The sequence below is a fragment of the Acinetobacter sp. AG1 genome (assembly GCF_001005525.1).
GTDB lineage: Bacteria > Pseudomonadota > Gammaproteobacteria > Pseudomonadales > Moraxellaceae > Acinetobacter > Acinetobacter modestus.
The window spans coordinates 116289-135595 of sequence record NZ_LBMZ01000124.1 but is presented as its reverse complement, the minus strand read 5'-3'; the positions used below and the strand labels follow the sequence as shown (position 1 = coordinate 135595).

The 19307-nt window shown below is 39.1% G+C and carries 17 protein-coding genes; 11 read left to right on the top strand and 6 right to left on the bottom strand.

Translation table 11 applies throughout. The annotated features are described in order from the left end of the window. Positions 1 to 48: 48 nt before the first annotated feature. Positions 49 to 1491, top strand: a complete 1443-nt coding sequence (locus AAV96_RS17440) for a protein adenylyltransferase SelO (RefSeq protein ID WP_046740231.1) — start codon at positions 49 to 51, stop codon at positions 1489 to 1491. A 432-nt stretch (positions 1492 to 1923) separates the two neighbouring features. Further along, positions 1924 to 2244 (top strand): hypothetical protein, encoded by a 321-nt coding sequence (locus tag AAV96_RS17435; RefSeq protein ID WP_046740230.1) that lies wholly within the window; start codon positions 1924 to 1926, stop codon positions 2242 to 2244. Positions 2245 to 2297: 53 nt separating this feature from the next. Here the strand turns inward: AAV96_RS17435 and AAV96_RS17430 are convergent, their stop codons facing one another. Both AAV96_RS17430 and baeS read right to left on the bottom strand, forming a co-directional pair. After that, positions 2298 to 2984 (bottom strand): response regulator, encoded by a 687-nt coding sequence (locus tag AAV96_RS17430; protein ID WP_004664800.1) that lies wholly within the window; start codon positions 2982 to 2984, stop codon positions 2298 to 2300. A 45-nt stretch (positions 2985 to 3029) separates the two neighbouring features. Further along, on the bottom strand, positions 3030 to 4700 hold the full coding sequence (gene baeS, locus AAV96_RS17425; protein WP_046740229.1) for a sensor histidine kinase efflux regulator BaeS: 1671 nt from the start codon (positions 4698 to 4700) through the stop codon (positions 3030 to 3032). Positions 4701 to 4831: 131 nt separating this feature from the next. Between baeS and AAV96_RS17420 the strand changes: the two genes are divergently transcribed. The 4 genes from AAV96_RS17420 to AAV96_RS17405 all read left to right on the top strand — a co-directional run bounded on the left by AAV96_RS17420 (position 4832) and on the right by AAV96_RS17405 (position 9881). Next, positions 4832 to 5185 carry a hypothetical protein gene (locus AAV96_RS17420; protein WP_046740228.1) on the top strand — a complete coding sequence of 118 codons (354 nt, stop codon included), beginning with the start codon at positions 4832 to 4834 and terminating at the stop codon, positions 5183 to 5185. A gap of 330 nt (positions 5186 to 5515) precedes the next feature. Then, entirely contained in the window at positions 5516 to 7318 is a 1803-nt protein-coding gene (locus AAV96_RS17415) for an acyl-CoA dehydrogenase C-terminal domain-containing protein (protein WP_046740227.1), read from the top strand. 161 nt (positions 7319 to 7479) lie between these two features. Then, positions 7480 to 9261, top strand: coding sequence for an acyl-CoA dehydrogenase C-terminal domain-containing protein (locus AAV96_RS17410; protein WP_005214402.1), 1782 nt, complete (start codon positions 7480 to 7482; stop codon positions 9259 to 9261). Between the two features lie 122 nt (positions 9262 to 9383). Next, positions 9384 to 9881 (top strand): phosphate-starvation-inducible protein PsiE, encoded by a 498-nt coding sequence (locus AAV96_RS17405; protein WP_046740226.1) that lies wholly within the window; start codon positions 9384 to 9386, stop codon positions 9879 to 9881. Between the two features lie 40 nt (positions 9882 to 9921). On the opposite strand, the gene AAV96_RS17400 is transcribed toward AAV96_RS17405, so the two are convergent. After that, positions 9922 to 10293 (bottom strand): RcnB family protein, encoded by a 372-nt coding sequence (locus AAV96_RS17400; protein WP_004664807.1) that lies wholly within the window; start codon positions 10291 to 10293, stop codon positions 9922 to 9924. Between the two features lie 153 nt (positions 10294 to 10446). Next, positions 10447 to 10935: an RcnB family protein gene (locus tag AAV96_RS17395; RefSeq protein ID WP_046740225.1), complete on the bottom strand. Its 489-nt coding sequence runs from the start codon at positions 10933 to 10935 to the stop codon at positions 10447 to 10449. A gap of 180 nt (positions 10936 to 11115) precedes the next feature. Here AAV96_RS17395 and AAV96_RS17390 point away from each other — a divergent pair, with 180 nt between their 5' ends. Then, complete coding sequence (locus tag AAV96_RS17390) at positions 11116 to 11556, top strand: hypothetical protein (RefSeq protein WP_034602063.1); 441 nt, start codon at positions 11116 to 11118, stop codon at positions 11554 to 11556. A 25-nt stretch (positions 11557 to 11581) separates the two neighbouring features. Here AAV96_RS17390 and AAV96_RS17385 read toward each other — a convergent pair whose 3' ends face one another. Then, positions 11582 to 13045 carry a phospholipase D family protein gene (locus tag AAV96_RS17385; protein WP_171249180.1) on the bottom strand — a complete coding sequence of 488 codons (1464 nt, stop codon included), beginning with the start codon at positions 13043 to 13045 and terminating at the stop codon, positions 11582 to 11584. A 79-nt stretch (positions 13046 to 13124) separates the two neighbouring features. Then, a complete protein-coding gene (gene znuD / locus AAV96_RS17380) occupies positions 13125 to 15191 on the bottom strand; it encodes a zinc piracy TonB-dependent receptor ZnuD (RefSeq protein ID WP_046740223.1) in 2067 nt (688 codons plus the stop codon). Between the two features lie 135 nt (positions 15192 to 15326). Here znuD and AAV96_RS17375 point away from each other — a divergent pair, with 135 nt between their 5' ends. The 4 genes from AAV96_RS17375 to AAV96_RS17360 all read left to right on the top strand — a co-directional run bounded on the left by AAV96_RS17375 (position 15327) and on the right by AAV96_RS17360 (position 19242). Then, positions 15327 to 16100 (top strand): DUF4184 family protein, encoded by a 774-nt coding sequence (locus AAV96_RS17375; RefSeq protein WP_046740222.1) that lies wholly within the window; start codon positions 15327 to 15329, stop codon positions 16098 to 16100. 140 nt (positions 16101 to 16240) lie between these two features. Continuing rightward, positions 16241 to 18022, top strand: coding sequence for an aspartate--tRNA ligase (aspS, locus tag AAV96_RS17370; protein WP_046740221.1), 1782 nt, complete (start codon positions 16241 to 16243; stop codon positions 18020 to 18022). Positions 18023 to 18148: 126 nt separating this feature from the next. Then, the gene (locus AAV96_RS17365; RefSeq protein WP_004664817.1) at positions 18149 to 18370 is read left to right on the top strand and encodes a hypothetical protein; all 222 of its coding nucleotides are present in this window, start codon (positions 18149 to 18151) and stop codon (positions 18368 to 18370) included. Positions 18371 to 18375: 5 nt separating this feature from the next. Then, the gene (locus AAV96_RS17360) at positions 18376 to 19242 is read left to right on the top strand and encodes a lysophospholipid acyltransferase family protein (RefSeq protein ID WP_046740220.1); all 867 of its coding nucleotides are present in this window, start codon (positions 18376 to 18378) and stop codon (positions 19240 to 19242) included. Positions 19243 to 19307 lie beyond the last annotated feature (65 nt).

Sequence of the window (19307 nt, the reverse complement as noted above, 5' to 3'; positions counted from 1 at the left end):
CTATCTTTGTTATAGTCATCATTCAGCTTCTTGCCATGATATTGACCTATGCATTTCAATCCTCGCTATTCATCCCTCAATTCAAAGCTTTATCATCAACAGCAACCAAGTCCTTTACGTGGTGCAAAAGCAGGTCATTTCAATGAGGCTTTGGCAGATGAGTTGCAATGGAGTGATGAAGACAAAGCCAATTGGATCGAGATTTGTAGTGGACAAAAAACTTTTGCTGAATTCACTCCATTGGCGATGGTGTATGCAGGTCATCAATTTGGTCAATGGGCAGGTCAATTAGGTGATGGGCGTGGTTTATTGATTGGACAAATTCTAAATCAACATGGACAAACCATTGATCTACACCTTAAAGGGGCTGGCTCTACCCCCTACTCCCGTATGGGTGACGGTCGTGCCGTGCTTCGTTCAGTTATTAGAGAATACTTAGCTGGACATGCACTCAATGCTCTTGGCGTAGCATCTAGCCATGCCGTTGGTTTCACCACATCTACACAAGGCGTACAACGTGAAACTCTAGAACTTGGTGCGATATTATTACGTACCTCTGATTGCCATATTCGACTGGGGCATTTTGAATGGATCAACCAATATGCACCAGAACTTTTAACTGAATTTACGCAAAAGTGTATCGAATGGCATTATCCGGAATGCCTAGAAGCAGAGAACCCTGTTCTGGCTTTCGCTAAAGCTGTCATTGAACGTACAGCAATCATGATCGCCAAATGGCAATTGGTCGGTTTTGCACATGGTGTAATGAATACCGATAATTTAAATATTACAGGCTCAACCTTAGATTTTGGTCCTTATGGATTTATGGAACGCTTTCGACCAAACTGGATTAATAACCACTCCGATTACCAAGGTCGCTATACCTATCAAAACCAACCGAGTATTGGACACTGGAATTTGTGGACATGGCTAAATAATCTAATTCCTTTAGCTACGCCTGAGCATAAAGAACAATTCAAACAAGATTTAGCAACTTGTTTAGAGCAGTTTGAGCCGACCTTCTTACACCACTATGGTCAAGGACTCTGCGAGAAGACGGGACTCCCCCATTTTCATAAAGACAGTTTAGATTGCAGTTTTGCATTCTTACGAATTTTACAAACGGAACAACTCGACTATACGCAAAGTTTTATTCGTTTACAGAACAAGGAATATAAAGCACTCCGTGATGACTGCTTAGATCTACGCCAGTTTGATGCTTTTCTACATCAATATCAGGACATTCGCAAAACTCAAGATACGGATGAGTTAGATCGAGTTATGCAAGGCGCTAATCCTCATTATATTTTACGCAACCACATGGCACAAAAAGCGATTGAACTAGCCGAACGTGGTGATTTTAGTGAAGTTGATCGTTTATTTAAGCTACTCAATCAGCCTTATCAAAAACAGCCTGATTTGGAATCTGAACAAGATACTGCACCTTTACCAAGTGATGTGCCTGAGGTGATGGTAAGTTGTTCGTCTTAATGATGAATAATTTTGATGTACTTAGTGCCGCTATCGCGGCTCAGACATGTTGTTAATCTAAAATAGGTTGATAAAGCACATCGCCCTTGCTGAGAATTCATCAGAAATTATCCACAATTTCTGTGGATAATGTTGTGGTTATCCACAGGATAAAGTAAAACTACTTACTCATCAGCATATTCAAAAACGATAACCAACACGATTCACTACCTGGATCTTTACAATAATTGATAAATATGACTATGCGTGGACGTTATCGAAACGGTTAAACTACCATCACACCCAAGATCATTAAAAATAATTATTTTGCAGAATAATGCAGATGATAGCCTGTGTGACCCAAAGAGGAGTCATGAGAATGTTGTGGCAAAACTGATATTAAAATATTATTTATGCTTAATTTAAGCATTTTACTACCTCTAGGAAAAAAGCATGTCCATTATGATTCCAGTTCAAGAAGAATATGGTGCAGAATTATATTTATGGGCATCACCATTTACCCACTTTACTGAAATAATTTTATGGTGGATCGAAAAAGATAATATCAATATTTATCAAAATACGATCCAAGAAATATTAACTTTTGGTAAAATAGAAAAACTTCATTCTGAACATGAAATTGATACTTTCTACGAGTGTATTAACACCAATAAAATATCTATAAACTTAGATGATAATACTTCATCTTACTTAATCCATAATCACGAAATTTATTTTCATAAAGGTTTTACTGGTAGAAAGTGGACAATCTAGTACTTGTCCCATCTCATCTTTGCCTAAGAATGAAATAGGACATATAAAAAAAGTTACTCATCAGGATATTCAAAACGATAACCTACGCCATAAACCGCTTGAATCCATTCATGGCGATTACCTGTTTCGGCAGCTTCGGTAATTTTACGACGAAGATTTTTAATATGGCTATCAATCACACGATCTGCGACATCAAAACTATCAGGGTTAATATGATCGAGCAGTTGCGCACGTGAATAGACTTGACCGAGATGCTCCAAGAATAATTCCAATAAACGGAATTCGGTAGGTGTTAAAGTTAATGCTTTTTGTTGATACCAAATCCGTTGCTGCGCTTTGTCTATACGAAATAAATCATTTTGATCAGGTTCTGCCTTACGCTCCAAACGACGTAAAACAGCTTGAACACGAGCAACCAACTCTTTAGGACTAAATGGTTTACAGATATAGTCATCTGCACCCATATTTAAGCCTAAAACACGATCAATTTCTTCAGTACGCGCAGTCACCATAATAATAGGTAAATCAGATTGTTCACGTACTTTACGGCAAATGGTTAAACCATCCATACGAGGAACCATCAAGTCTAAAATCATGAGACTGGGTTTACGTTGTTGAAATTGGGTATAAGCATCCTGACCATCATGAAACATACTGACTTCAAAACCAGCCGCCTCTAAATAATCACGAACCAACTGTGCTAGTTCAACTTCATCTTCAACCAACATAATATGCTTCATGGTTTTCATCCTATCCATCGTCCTCAAGCAAAGAGGATCAAAAAGTTATTTAATTAATTTTGGGAAAGTCAGTACACAACGCAATCCACCTAAAGGTGAATGATTAAAAGTAAGTGAACCATCTAAAGCCTGTGCAAGTTTACAAGACAAAGCCAAACCTAAACCTGTTCCGCCAGTGCTACGTGTGCGTGAATCATCCACACGATAAAAACGCTCGCCTAAACGTGCCAACTGCTCATCACTTAGCCCAAATGGGCTATCATCCACATACAATATCCATTCATGCTCATTTTGTTGAGTATGAATCTGTATTTTTCCACCTTGTTCTGTGTAACGTACACAATTGCCAAGCAAGTTAACAATGATCTGTTTAAAACGATCTCGATCTAAAGATAGGCTTATTCCTTCGCCTGAGAGTGAAACATCAAGCTGCTTTTGTTCAAATGTAGGTTTAAAGTTCTCAACTTCTTGCAGTACTACATCCCATGGATTGACTTCAGCAAAATAGCATTTCAACTGCTGCGCATCTGCCTGTGCCAAATCAGCCAAATCTTGTGTTAGCTTCTTTAAACTACTCACTTGACGCATCATTGCATCAAGATGCTCGGGTGTTGCTTTACGAATTCCATCCTGCATCGCTTCAATCTGTGCTTGTAACACAGCCAAAGGCGTTTTTAATTCATGAGAAGTATCTGCGACCCATTGACGGCGCGATTCCTCATGTTGATGCAAAATATCAGCCAAATGATTCAGTTGATTAGATAAATCTCCCAATTCATCATTTCGCTTAATCACAACTTGATGTTGGTAATTTCCACGCGTTAACTCCAACGTCGCATTGAGCAAACGTTGAATTGGCTTTTTGAAATAAGCTGCCATCAATAATGCAGCCACCAAACTGGAAAGCACGGTTAAGGCATAAACTAAAAGCAAATAACGCTTTTGATTACTAAAGAAATTGATACTTGATGCATCATCTTGATCCAGTACTGGTTTTAAGCCGAGATAACCCACAACTTTTTGATCGACCAGAATTGGACGGTAGGCTATTTGATCAGTTGCAGGTTCGCCCACAATAAATTGGTGTTTTTCATCATATAAAGACAGTCTTGAACTTAAACCTAAACGATCTGGAATTGATACAAAACGCTTTTTAACGTGTTCAGATGATGGACTCGATTTGGTCTCTTGCTTGTCATCTTTCGCATCTTTCTTTAATCGAAATTGGCTTGGACTCAACGGAAAACGTAAGCCTTCAAAGGGTTGATATTCTGAGGGTAAATTTTGTTTAAGAATCTTTAATTCTTCATCATTAAAAATCTGACGATTTTTTATTTCGGTGTTGTTTTGAGCTAAAGTGGGTGAAAGCGTTAATAAGGTATGGTCATTAAAATAACGTTGTTGTAAGGCAATATCATACTGACGGCGCAACCACCACTGAGACAAACGATCATAATCATCAGGTGCTGCGTTCCCTTCAATTTGTAAAATCTGCGCCTGAATAGCATTCCCCCAGTCATGATAAACCGTATAAACATTACCTAGATTCGCAATCAAACGATCTAATTTTTGCATTTCCACATCAGCAACATAACGTGCGAAGTTCTTTTGCATGGTCCAATGCAATACCCCTAAACTGATTGTTGCAATCAATAAGGTAGTCAGTAATACCGTTAAAAATAAACGTATGGCTAAAGGCATGCGACGAACATTCAAAAGCGAAATCTCAATAGTGTTCTATTTATGGATTGTAACCAACATGGTTCAAAAAAACTCTCCATTCTTTCTTCATCTTTATTATCTAATCTTTAACAATCGAATCTTAACTGACTACGCAGGATAAAATAATGAACAAGACAAAAATTGTATTAATGACAACTCTTCTTGGTTCTGTTTTAGGTTTGGCTGCCTGCCAAGTAACACCTTCAGAACAAGGAATGAATCATGACCGCCACCGCCACGAAATGCAACGTCAACCGCCAACCCCTGAACAACGTGCAGAATGGCAAGCTAAACGCGAACAACGTGAAGAACAACGAGAACAAATGCGTGAAGAACATCGACTACAGAGAGCACAGATCGAGAAAGCCTGTCAGGGTAAACGCATCGGTGAGCGTGTGAATGTTCAGTGGAATAATCGTGTAATTGAAGGTACTTGTGACGTTCGCTTTACGCCTGAAAAATCACAATTCAAACGTTAAACCTATGTAAGAACATAATATTATTTCGTTATCAAGGCGCTTCAAGCGCCTTTTATTTATTTGCAGAATCAATTATTTTTAATTACACAGCTGCTTACGATTTTTTGCATATTATTACGAGCGAATTCAACGCAAACTGCCTACAATCAATACGCTTTAAAATAATTTAAGCATTATCTTTGACTTTACAGTCACTAAGAAATGCCCTGTTAAAGCTTGTACGGAACTATAACTTGTTGCACGATTAGCAACACAAAATGATACCCTTTGGGTATATTTACTATTGACTAAGATTATAACTCTGGTTTAACCAGTATTGAGGAAAATGCTATGCCACAATACAAAGCACCCTTACGTGATATGCAGTTCGTATTGCACGAATTATTAAATGCTGAAGCACATTACGCAAAACTTCCTGCATTTCAAGGCACCGTAAGCCGCGAATTGGTTGATCAATATTTAGAAGCAGCAGCTGATTTCTGTGAGAATGAACTTTCTCCTATCAACCAATCAGGCGATCGTGAAGGTTGTACTTGGAATGATGGTGTGGTTACTACGCCTACAGGCTTTAAAGAAGCTTATCAAAAATATATCGAACTTGGCTTCCCTTCTCTTTCTGCTGATGAAGAATTTGGCGGTCAAGCATTACCAAACTCTCTAGGAATCACAATTTCTGAGATGGTTGGTACAGCAAACTGGTCTTGGGGTATGTACCCAGGTCTTTCTCATGGTGCTGTTCGTACAATTGAACATCATGGTTCTGATGAACAAAAAGCGACGTATATGCCAAACCTTGTATCAGGTGTTTGGACAGGTACAATGTGCTTAACAGAATCTCATGCTGGTTCAGACTTAGGTATTATTCGTACTAAAGCAGAACCAAATGATGATGGTAGCTATGCAATTTCTGGCGAGAAAATCTTTATCTCAGCTGGTGAACATGACATGGCTGACAACATCATCCATATCGTTCTTGCACGTTTACCAGGTGCGCCTAAAGGCACTAAAGGTATTTCTCTCTTCATCGTACCTAAGTTCCTTGTAAATGCTGACGGTTCAGTTGGCGAGCGCAACGCTGTACGTTGTGGTTCGATCGAACACAAAATGGGTATCCATGGTAACGCAACTTGTGTGATCAACTTTGATAAAGCAAAAGGTTACTTGATCGGACCAGAAAACCGCGGCCTAAACTGCATGTTCACATTCATGAACACTGCACGTATTGGTACAGCCGTTCAAGGTCTTGCTGCATCTGAAGGTTCTTTCCAAGGTGCTTTAGCATATGCGAAAGATCGTTTAGCAATGCGTTCACTTTCAGGTCCTAAAGCACCTGAAAAAGAAGCAGATCCAATTATTGTTCACCCTGCTGTTCGTAATATGCTTTTAACTCAAAAAGCATTTGCTGAAGGTGGTCGTGCACTTGTTTACTTATTGGCTCAGTATGCAGATATCGTTGAAAAAGGCGAAACTGAAGAAGAGCGTAAGTTTGCTGACAACATCTTATCTTTGTTAACTCCAATTGCTAAAGCATTCTTAACTGAAACTGGTTCAGAATCTGCGAAGCACGGTGTTCAAGTATTTGGTGGTCATGGCTTTATTTCTGAACACGGTATGGAGCAAATCGTACGTGATACACGTATTGCTTGCTTATACGAAGGTACAACTGAAATCCAAGCACTTGACTTGTTAGGTCGTAAAGTATTGCAAACTCAAGGTGCAATGCTTAAAGATTTCACCAAGATCATCCATAAATTTGTTGAAGCAAATAAAGACAATGCTGCAATGCAAGAATTTATTGCGCCATTGGCTGCTGCAAACAAAGAATGGGGCGACATCACGATGCAAATCGGTATGCGCGCAATGCAAAACCCTGATGAAGTTGGTGCAGCTGCGGTTGACTACTTATACTTCTCTGGTTATGTAACACTTGCATTCCTATGGGCTCGTATGGCACTTGTTGCTCAAGAGAAATTGGCTGAAGGTTCAACAGAAGTTGACTTCTACAATGCAAAAGTAACGACTGCTCGCTTCTACTTCAAGAAGATCTTGCCACGTGTTCGCTCACACGTAGATGTACTTTCAACTGGCGTTGCGCCATTGTTTGAACTTGATGCGGAACACTTCGCGTTCTAATCATAGATTAGAGTTAGATGCAACGTTCATCACAGAAAAAGGACTGGTCAGTTTTGACCGTCCTTTTTTTGTTTAATCAATGCTAAATTTACACTATTCAATTTATTTGTTCGTTTTATTTGATCACTTTGCACATGACCTGTGCGTAAAAAGGAACGATTATGCCAATTTACAATGCACCTTTAGCAGACATGAAATTCATCTTAAATGATGTATTTAAAGCAGAACAATTTTGGCAGTCTAATGAGAATCTTGCTCATGTAGATGCTGCAACTGCTGAAGCAATTTTAGAAGAAATGGCTAAATTTGCTCAAAACGTAACTCACCCACTTAACCGTACTGGTGATGAAGAAGGTGCACGTTGGGTTAACGGTGAAGTATTCACACCAGCAGGATTTAAAGAAGCATTCCGTCAATACGCTGAAGGTGGTTGGATTGGCTTAGGTGCTGATGAGGAATGGGGCGGTCAGGCCATGCCAAAAATGCTGACTGTTCTTTCTGATGAGATGTTATTCGCAACCAATCCATCATTCATGCTCTACCCGCTTCTTTCTGTGGGTGCAGGTATGGCATTAAACAGCTATGCATCTCAAGAGCAAAAAGAAACTTATTTACCTAAAATCTACTCTGGCGAATGGTCAGGTACGATGTGCTTAACTGAACCACATGCAGGTACAGATTTAGGAATTATTAAAACTAAAGCTGAACGCAACGAAGATGGTACTTATAACATTACAGGTACTAAGATTTTCATCACAGGTGGTGATCACGACCTTGCTGAAAACATCATTCACTTAGTTCTTGCAAAAACACCTGATGCACCTGCGGGTTCACGTGGTATTTCTTTATTCATCGTACCGAAATACATTGTAAATGCAGATGGTTCTTTAGGTGAGCGTAACCCTGTTGGTCCTGGTTCAATCGAACATAAAATGGGGATCAAGGCATCTGCAACTTGCGTCATGAATTTTGATGCGGCAAAAGGTTATCTCGTTGGTAAAGAAAACGAAGGTCTTGCAGCAATGTTCGTGATGATGAACTATGAACGTTTATCAATGGGTATCCAAGGTCTTGGTGCTTCTGAATTTGCTTACCAAAATGCAGCTCAATATGCGACTGATCGTTTACAAGGTCGTAGTGCTTCTGGTGTTAAATCTCCAAGCAAACCTGCGGATAGCATCTTAGTTCACGGTGATGTTCGTCGTATGTTATTGAATGTACGTGCAAATAATGAAGCATCTCGTGCATTTGCAGTATATGTAGGTCAACAGCTTGATATCACTAAATTTTCTACTGATGCAGAAGCCGTGAAGAAAGCCAATGACCGTGTTGCGCTGTTAACACCAATTGCAAAAGCTTACCTCACAGATACTGCATTCCAAGCAACTTTAGATGCGCAAATGGTATTTGGTGGTCACGGTTATATTCGTGAATGGGGTATGGAACAGTGCATCCGTGATCTTCGTATTTCTCAAATTTACGAAGGAACAAACGGCGTTCAATCTCAGGACTTAATTGGTCGTAAAACGATTAAGTGTGGTGGTGCTTTCATCGCTGAATATATCACTGAGATCCGTGATTTTGCCAATGCATTAGACACTGACTTAAACTTCATTAAAGATGCGACTTTAGATGCTGCAACTGAAATCGAAGCAATTACTCAGTTCATTATTGAGCAAGCAGCTGAAAACATCGAATTCCCGAATTCTACGGCTGTAGATTACTTAAGCGCAGTTGGTCTACTTAGCTTTGCTTATATGTTTGCTAAGATTGCTGCTGCTGCAAAAGACAAGTCTGGTGATTTCTACCAAAACAAACTTGCTTTGGCACAGTACTTTGTTGACCGTATTTTGCCAGAACTTGATTCACGCCTTGCGAAGATCAAAGCAGGTTCTGACTTAATCATGAACTTCAGCGAAGATTATTTTACAAACCAAGCTTAATTCTAGTTCGGTTTTAAAAACTGCCTAAATCATTTGGTTTAGGCAGTTTTTTTATGGCTATAATGAAATCAGCATAAAACTTGCATAACATTCTAATGATCTTGTTGAGAATATAAGCCTGTATGTCTAACTCCAAAGATAAACTCGAAAATTTACAACGTTTATTTGATCGTCTAGGTCATTATGCCGTTGAAGCCTTTCACTATTTAGCTCTGTTTATTATTGGCTGTATGATTGCTTGGTCGGCCGCACATACCGTCATTGAAATTTTGACCGTTAAACAATATGCCAGCATTGATGACATTTTACTGCTATTTATCTACCTCGAACTTGGTGCAATGGTCGGTATCTATTTTAAAACCAATCATATGCCTGTCCGCTTTCTCATCTATGTGGCGATCACTGCACTTACACGCTTATTGATTGCAGATATTCAGCATAATCACAAAGCCTCGATGGATTTAGTCATTATTACAGGCTCTATTTTAATTCTGGCTTTGGCTATTTTAGTGGTGCGTTTTGCTTCATGGAACTACCCATCTGTGATCCGAGGTAAAGATCATGAACAACAACTTCCTGCAAATAAGACACCACGACCACAAGATGATGAACTTGCATAAATAAAAAAGCAGGCATCTCACCTGCTTTTTCTTAGGTATTTTATGCAACACGGAATATTCGATATTTCGAATCAACCAATACATATTTACCTTGTACCTGCATCCAGTTATAACCACGAGGTGGTTCATACAAGCGATGATAACGATAGTTGGAAACAATATATCGGTTACTACGAAATTCTGAAGGTAAACGTTCACCACGTTTAAAATTAATTCGTTGACCATAATGATTGCCGCGATCCCCATTTGACCAACGAGGTTGTTCCCGATGATCATGACGATTGTCATAACGATCATAGCGGTAATCATAACGATCTTTATGTTGATGATCCCAACGATTTGAATCTGCCATAGCTGAGGCAGATACACCAAGCATAAGTGTTGATACCAGTAATACAGCTGTCTTTTTCATGTTCTGATCCTCTGTTTTTCGATCTAAAATCAGATTAAGAAAAACTCTAGGAGAAAGCATGAATAAAAACTGCGACATTGCAAAACTTTGTAATGAAAACCAAGAAATTATGGAGATTTCAAGTTTGAATAAAATTCAAAAAAACATTTAAAATCAGCGAATAATTTCAATCGTAAAATTATCATCAGTCACCAAAAGATAACGACCATCGACCATCACCCAGTGCCGACCTCTTGGTGGTTCACGCAATGAATATGAATCCCAATCTCGAATCACATAGCGTTCACTACGAAACTCGCCGGGTAATTCATTTCCAACAACAAATGATTCACGTCGATAGCTGTGCTCATATTGTGTTTCTGGATAGTATTCAATACGAACACCCGGTCGATGGCTTGGATAAGGATAATAATTATTTTGATTCGGTTGATAATAATAGCCTTTAGGTGGTGCAGTCGGTGTGTAACGCTGATTTGAAAATGCGAAAGGATCTTCTGCTGCTGGTTGATAACGAGGAGTTTGAGGATACGAACGTCTTTCCACCCCACTATAGCCACTCCAAGCATTATCTGCATAACTCATGATAGGGAGATAACCCAATATAGTCGCCAAGCCATAAATATAAATTTTAGATTGCTTCATGATTATCTCCTAAGAAATCAGAGTATCTTTCTATTTTAGAATAAAAATTAAGCATAACTGTTGTAATAATATTTTTTCAGATCTAATCAATCAATTCATCGATCAATCACATCTACGGATAGTTAAATAGAGATATGCTAAAATTATATTTTTGATTTTGAGACGACATTTGTGGCTGAAATGAATTTTGATCGCCTTTATCAATTCTTTTGTAAAGTTCCAAGTGTGCAGGAAGCTCGCATCGTTGCACATGGCACAGATGGTCAACATGCTTGGTGGTTTAAATTCAATATTGATGTTGCACATCCACTTGCATGGCAAACTGTTCAAGAGCTTGGGCATGTTCTGAACTACTTATCGACCAATGAGCGCTTACCCACTCAATTCTTCCCTGTCTCTCCTCCTCCTTATATGAATGGTGAAGCGAAAGACTTTTTAGCTTGGGTAATTCAATGTAATCATCCTGAATTTAATCCTGATGCAGTATGTGATTGGTTAGAAGCTCGTTTGCCTAACCCAGTCGATGATGAAACTCAGTGGAAAATCAAAACGGATTTAAGTGAATTAGATCACTTAGCTGATAAAGATTTAGATCAATTGATTCCACCAAATCCGCAATAAAAAAAGAGGCTTAAAGCCTCTTTTTTTAGAAAGTCGATAAGCCCGACCACTCCATAAAACGATAGAGCCAGTATTTCACTTTTGACTCATCAGCATATTTTGCATAATCAACCGTGATCTGACGACCATTCGCATTACTCCAAGCAGCATCAAAATACTGTCCTGCATCTTTAAAGACCAGTGCTTGCGCTGAACCTAAAACGCGCATGTCGGTCTCAAGATTATAGTTTTTAAGATTACGTGCTGTTAAATTAGCTGAACCTAAAATCATTTCAGCTTGCTGAGCGTTATACTTGAGTAGCATTTTACTATGGCATTGTTCACCATGGGTATCACACCAACGAATTGGAATACCTACCGCATTGAGTTCTGAAGCCACTTGACGATTTGGAATACCATTCTTTTGACGACCAAATGCATCTTTATTTGGATCAAGCATGATACGGATATTTACACCACGTTGTTTAGCCTGTTTTAACGCCTCAATAATATTTCGCTCAGACAGATAGAACATTGCCATGTCCAAATGCTCTTCACTTTTTGCAGATTGAATCATCTTCAACACAGCATCATAAATCGCTTTTTCAGTCAGTAGCTGCACCTGTGGCAAGCGCTTATCTTCCACCAGCCCACCCATAATCACAAAAGGGCTTGAACCTTGTGACATATTCGCGATGGTTTGCTCAGTTTGTAATACATCAATCGCGGTTGGGCCATCCACGACCAATGCGACATTACTATGATGTGAACTTCCATCATGAGGATTCGCTGAGGTCACTAAACTCTTCCAACCTTGAGCCGTATCTACCACTAAGGTTTTACGATGATTGGCTTTAAAATTGAGTAACTCCAAATAACTCCGTATTGTTACTTTATCTTTTCCAAAAGGATTATTTAACCAACCGCCTTCTGGATTATTGCCTAAATTTTGGCAACAAATATACCAAAATCCCGACCACAGTGGATTCGAGGCTCGCAATGGTTTCAGATCAGTTTCTATCACATCTACGCCTGCTTGACGAAGCTGACGATAGTGTTTAGGAGTTATTCCACCATAAACAGAGTTAATTGGATCTGTAATCACAACGATTTGAATTGCGGGGTAAAGTTTACGCTTCAGAATCAACGCATCAGTGAGTTGTTGCATCAATGGAAATTGCTTTACCTTTGATTCACCAACTTCCTGATTAAATAGAAACATATCTAGCACGATCGTGGTTTGTGCTTGATCAATTAGTTGGAATACTTCTTTGAAAATATGCTGATCAACTTGTTGCTGACCTTGTATATCAATATAAGTTTGATCCGCTAAAAATTTCACATTGGCATGGCGAAGTTGTCCAGTAAAATTCAGTCCCTTTGGGAGCGGTTTTACAGTGTGATAAATTGCAGAAGCAATATACCCAATCGCAAAAATACTCAATATGACTGCCATGTAACGTCGACCTGACCAGTTTAATTTTTGATGAATTCTTTGGAAGATGCGCATATAAACAGAAAAAGCCCTAGTCTAATGGACTAAGGCTAGAGCTTATACTTTGATTTTTCAATAAGATTTGAGTGACAAATTAGAAACTAAAGTTCACACCAACGCTAAAATTACGTCCAACTTGTGGAATGGTTGATAAAAACGATGCATGTTGATAAACCTGATCATCCAACAAGTTATTAGCATTTAGGAATACACGATAATCACCGACATTGCCATAATTACCTGAATACGCCACACCCAAATTTAACATATTATAACTTTGTGTATCGGTTTCATAAGCTGCGATCTTATCTTGTTGGAATACATGATAATACTCAGCTGAACCGCTAAAACCATCACCAAAGTCTGCATTCACTTTTGTACCTAAACGGCCCGCTGGTACACGTGGTGCATTTTCATTATCGATCTTGCCACGAACATAGTCACCAAATGCACTGAGTTTATAAATTGAAGAGAGCTGATAACCCACTTCCGCTTCAGCGCCGTAGAACTTGGCTTTATCTTGTGCATACTGAACCAAACGGAAATCTTTATAACGATCTAAAGTTTGAGCATAGATGTAGTCGTCAAACCAGTTATGGTAAACATGTACATGATAATCAAACTTGTTATCATCGTAATGAAAACCAAGTTCGACATTGTTTGATTGCTCTTTTTTAAGCTGATCATTCCCTAGTTCATAGGTATTGGTGGCGAAATGCCCACCATTAGCATATAACTCTTGTGCTAAAGGCAAACGCTCCTGATGTGAGGTAACGAAAGATAGTTTATAGTTTGGTGCAAACTCCCAATTGGCGGCACCAGAAACAGAAAAGGCTGAACCGTCGAAATCTTTTTTCGTTGCATCATCAATATCAATTTTTTGCTGTTCTCCACGAGCAGCTAATTCAACATGAACATCATTAAATTGCGCATGTTCTAATGCAAAAACACTCCATTTTTTAGTGGTATTTGGCGCTAAAAAGGCTTCTTCACCTGTAAGTTTTAATTTTTGTTGTCCATATTGTGTACCAATGACCCCTTCCCATGCACCCAGCGGGTTATGTACTAACTCTAAGCGTCCATCATAACCTTTATTTTTAAAACGAGTCGCGATGGTCTCTTCTTCGATCTCATCATGTTGATAATCAGTATAACTCGCTTGTGCGCGTAATTTTTTAAAACCTGCAAATGGGTTGTCCAACTCAGTACGAACATCATAACGCTCTGATTTTAAATCAATCCAAGGTCCTGCATCATGTGCATGCTCATGTTCCTCATGGTCATGATCATGTCCATCATCTGGATCGTGATCACCACAATGTAAATGTGGTCTACCACTCGAATGTGCATCGCAGCTTTCATATTCATGGCTATGTCCTGGCAAGCCGTATTGATCCTGACGATTGCTATATGAAATACCCGTAAAGCCACGATCATAAATCCACGATAGACCGACATTTACAGTTTGCCCTTTGGCAAAAGTATTATCGACTCGACGTTCTTTTTCGCCTTCATGGAAATAATCAGGTGCAATATAATCATTGGCTTCGCGTTTGAGACCTTCAAGACGTAATGCAACTTGATCACCTAAACCAACAGTAACACCCGCGCTTGCTAATTTTTCATCACTGCCAGTGTTATAGCGTAGCCCAACATTCCCCTCATAACCATTTTCTGGCATCTGTGTCGGAATTTTGCTGTCTGTGACATTGACTAAACCACCAACAGTACCAGCACCGTACAATAAAGTAGATGGTCCTTGAATAACTTCTATTTTCTTTGCTAATAATGGATCAACCGTGACCGCATGGTCGGGCGATAACGTTGAAACATCAATATTTTCAGAGGCATTTTGCAACACTTTGACTCGAGCACCATCTTGTCCTCGAATCACTGGACGACTTGAACCTGCGCCAAACTGATTGGTATGTATACCCATCTCACCAGCTAAGGCATCACCTAATGTTACACTTTTTTCAGTTAACTCTTTTTGCTCAACCACATGATCTGCGACAGCAAAATCGGCCGCATTTCGCTCTAAAGGGTGCGCTTTAATTTCAATCGTAGCAAGTTGTTGAACCTTTGCTTCCTCTTCTGCAAAGGTGGTACTACTGGCTATTGCTAAAATAGATAAAGTCAAAATATTTTTAGAAAATGACATGCCGTGTCTCAGATCAGCTTAAATATATTTTGTTATATTATAACATTTCATTTATTTTGCAATAAAAAACATAACCACAAAAAACATTTGCTACACTGCTGATCCATTATTCAATGTTTATAACGCTCCAAGAATATGCCATTTACTCTTTCTCACGCTGTTCTTGCACCACCTCTATCAAAATTGAGTAAAGGTCATTTGCCTGTCGCAGCTCTTGCAATCGGCTGTATGACCCCAGACCTGCACCGCTTATTTACTCAAGAAACAATTGCATTAACACATCAGTGGTCTGGCATATTATTTCCCAATCTTCCGATTGGATTATTCTTTTGTCTCTTGTGGTATCTCATTTATCGACCTGTCAGTTATCGCTTTCTGGGTATAAAAGATCCCATAAAGATCAGCAATTTTGATGATGCAGTGGGCTTTATTCTTATGAATTGCTTTGCAATTATTCTGGGTACAGCGACACATTTAATCTGGGATGGATTAACCCATCTGGACTTTCGGACCTTCGCTTTTAAAGATTTACTCGCACAAGATATTTCTCTCTTTGGTTTGCATTATTCATTACATTTCATTTTGCAAATTGCTTCATCCATTCTCGCCTTACCTTTTATCTTCTGGATGTGCAAAAGCTATTACATCAAATATAAACTAGCTCAACCTGTACCGATTAAGATCAAAGGATTTATCACGACAAGCTTAATCATTTCAACAGTTGCTGGATTGTTGTCGATTTGGGACTACAGTCGTCATATTTCATCAGAACTCTGGTACACCGAACGATATTTTTTTATTGGTAAATCAATTAACGAATTTACTCAAACAGCACTTTGTGTTTTTACCGCAGCATGTCTGTTGCTACTATTATTTGATCGAAAAGGTCAAACAAGATCGTTTTTTTAAAAAAGCGTCGCTTTAAAATTCTGTTGAAAACATTAAGACTTGAGACAATATGTTCAACAAGGCATAATCTCCCCTTCATTGGTGATGCGCTGTTTACGCATTCACCTTATAGCCAATATAGTTTGGATAAATAATTCAATATGATGCGCACTCATTACTGTGGCTCTTTAACTGAAGCCCAAATCGATCAAACAGTTACTTTATGCGGATGGGTTCATCGTCGCCGTGACCATGGTGGTGTAATTTTCCTTGATATGCGTGACCGTGATGGTTTAGTTCAAGTCGTAATTGATCCTGATACACCAGAAGCTTTCTCAACTGCGGATAAAGCACGCTCTGAATTTGTGTTAAAAATTACAGGTCGTGTACGTCGTCGCTATGAAGGTACTGAAAATGCTAACATGGTGAGTGGTCAAATCGAAGTTTTAGCAAAAGAAATCGAAGTTCTTGCTGCTTCTGAAACACCTCCATTCCCATTGAATGACGAAAATACCAATATTTCAGAAGAAATTCGTTTGAAATACCGTTTCTTGGACATTCGTCGTCCAGAAATGTTAGATCGCTTACGCTTCCGTTCTAAAGTTACAAATTTGATTCGTAACTACTTTGAAGATCACGGTTTCCTAGACGTTGAAACACCGATCTTGACTCGTGCAACTCCTGAGGGCGCACGTGACTATTTAGTACCAAGCCGTGTTTCAAATGGTAGCTTCTATGCACTTCCACAATCACCACAATTGTTCAAACAGTTGTTAATGGTGGGTGGTATCGATCGTTATTACCAAATCGCTAAATGTTTCCGCGACGAAGATCTACGTGCGGATCGTCAGCCTGAATTTACCCAAATCGACGTTGAAACATCGTTCATGAGTGACGATGACATCATGGATTTAATGGAAGGCTTAACGGTTAAAATGTTCAACGAATTATTGAATGTAAAATTCGATAAATTTGAACGTATGACCTATAACGATGCAATGCGTGATTATGCATCTGACAAACCAGATATGCGTATTCCATTGAAATTAGTTGACGTTGCAGACTTAATGCAAGACGTTGAGTTCAAAGTTTTTGCTGGTCCTGCAAAAGATCCTAAAGGTCGCATTGTCGCTTTACGTGTACCGGGTGCTGGTTCACTCCCACGTAGCGCGATCGACGAATACACTAAATTCGTAGGCATCTACGGTGCTAAAGGCTTGGCTTACATCAAAGTCAATGAACTTGAAAAAGGCATCGAAGGTTTACAATCACCAATCGTTAAATTCATCGAGCCAATCGTACTCGATTTATTAAAACGTGTCGGTGCTGAAAATGGCGACATCGTATTCTTCGGTGCGGATAAAGCAAAAGTTGTAAATGATGCAATGGGCGCACTTCGTGTGAAAATCGGTCATGACTTGAATCTTGCAACTTGTGAGTGGGCACCACTTTGGGTTGTTGATTTCCCAATGTTCGAAGAAACTGATGATGGCAAATGGACTTCTGTGCATCACCCATTCACACTACCAAAATCAAGTGTTGAAGAAGTGAAGAGCAATCCAGGTGCAGCATTGTCTGTTGCATACGATATGGTACTCAATGGTACTGAGATCGGTGGTGGATCACTGCGTATTTATACCTTAGAGATGCAAAAAGCGATTTTTGAAGCTTTAGGTATTGGTGAAGAAGAAGCAGAAGAAAAATTCAGCTTCTTACTGAATGCATTACGTTATGGCGCGCCTCCGCACGGTGGTTTGGCATTTGGTCTTGACCGCTTGATCATGCTCATGACAGGCGCATCTTCGATTCGTGATGTGATTGCATTCCCGAAAACTAAGACTGCTGAATGTCCATTAACTCAAGCGCCAGCGCCTGTTGAAGCGAATCAATTACGTGACCTCGGTATTCGTTTACGTGAAAAAGCAAAAGCTGAAGAAAAGTAATTTTTTCAATTAATTGCTGAATAAGACCCTGCTTAATGCAGGGTTTTTTTATATTACATGGTTTTACTTTGCGATCATGCAGCGTAATGGCATAATAAGCTGCTTTTTTATTGAGAGGTCAGCCTTATGGCAATGCGTCCTGATGTACGTCGACACACAATTGTGATTATTGTGTTTTCACTTGCTCAATGGTTTTTTATGCGTTACATCTTAGCAAATGAACTTTTCAATATGACCACCAATCAACGTATTTTATATTTCTGCGTCAGTAGTCTTGTAGGTGCGTTATTGATTTTTGTAGCACTAATTTATATGGTGCTCAAAGGCAATACAGATAAGCAAGATTAATTGCGATGTCGTTTTACAGTACTTTACTACGTATTCTCCCTCTAACATTTTTGCGTAGTATTGCAAAAGTGGCTGCCTACTTTATCAATCAAAATCCTGATAAGAGTATGCTTTGGAAAACCAGAATTAATATTGGTTTAGCCTACCCAAAACTTTCTTCAGATCAAAAAGAACAGCTTGCTCGAGAGAGTGTCACCAAACAATGTCTGAGTTATATTGAATCAGGGAAATGTTGGGCAATGCCTCCTGAATGGAGTATTCAGCAAATTCGTACTGTACATAATTTAGAAGTATTAACAAATGCTTTAAGTGATCCGCGTGGTGCTTTGATTATTACTCCGCATTTGGGTACATGGGAAATGATGAATGCATGGGTCAATCAGTATGGTACACCTACCATTATGTACAAACCCATGAAAGATTCAGGATTTAATGCGTTTGCTTTGCATGCTCGCCAACGGTTAAATGCCACCTTAGTTCCAACGGATGCAAATGGTGTAAAAGCCTTGTTTAAAAATCTAAAACAAGGTGGTTTTAGCGTAATTTTACCTGATCATGTTCCTCAACCTTCAGGCGGGGTTATCGTTCCTTTTTTTGGAATTCCCTGTTTAACCAGTACACTTGCAAGCAAAATGGCGCAAAAAACGCAATGTCGTCTGGTGGGATTAAGCTGTTTCCGTCGTGAAGATGGTGAAGGATTTGATGTGTATTGCGATGATCTGAATGATCCTGAGTTATACGATCGCGATATTGAGATCGCAACTGCGGCACTCAATAAAGCAGTTGAACAGATGATCAACCGCTTTCCTGCTGAATATATGTGGGGATATAAGCGGTTTAGAGGGGCTGATCATACAACGTTTTATGAGTGACTATTTTTTATTTTATCGATAAACCATATAAATTTTAGAAATTAACTTTTTTAAATAATTTATGA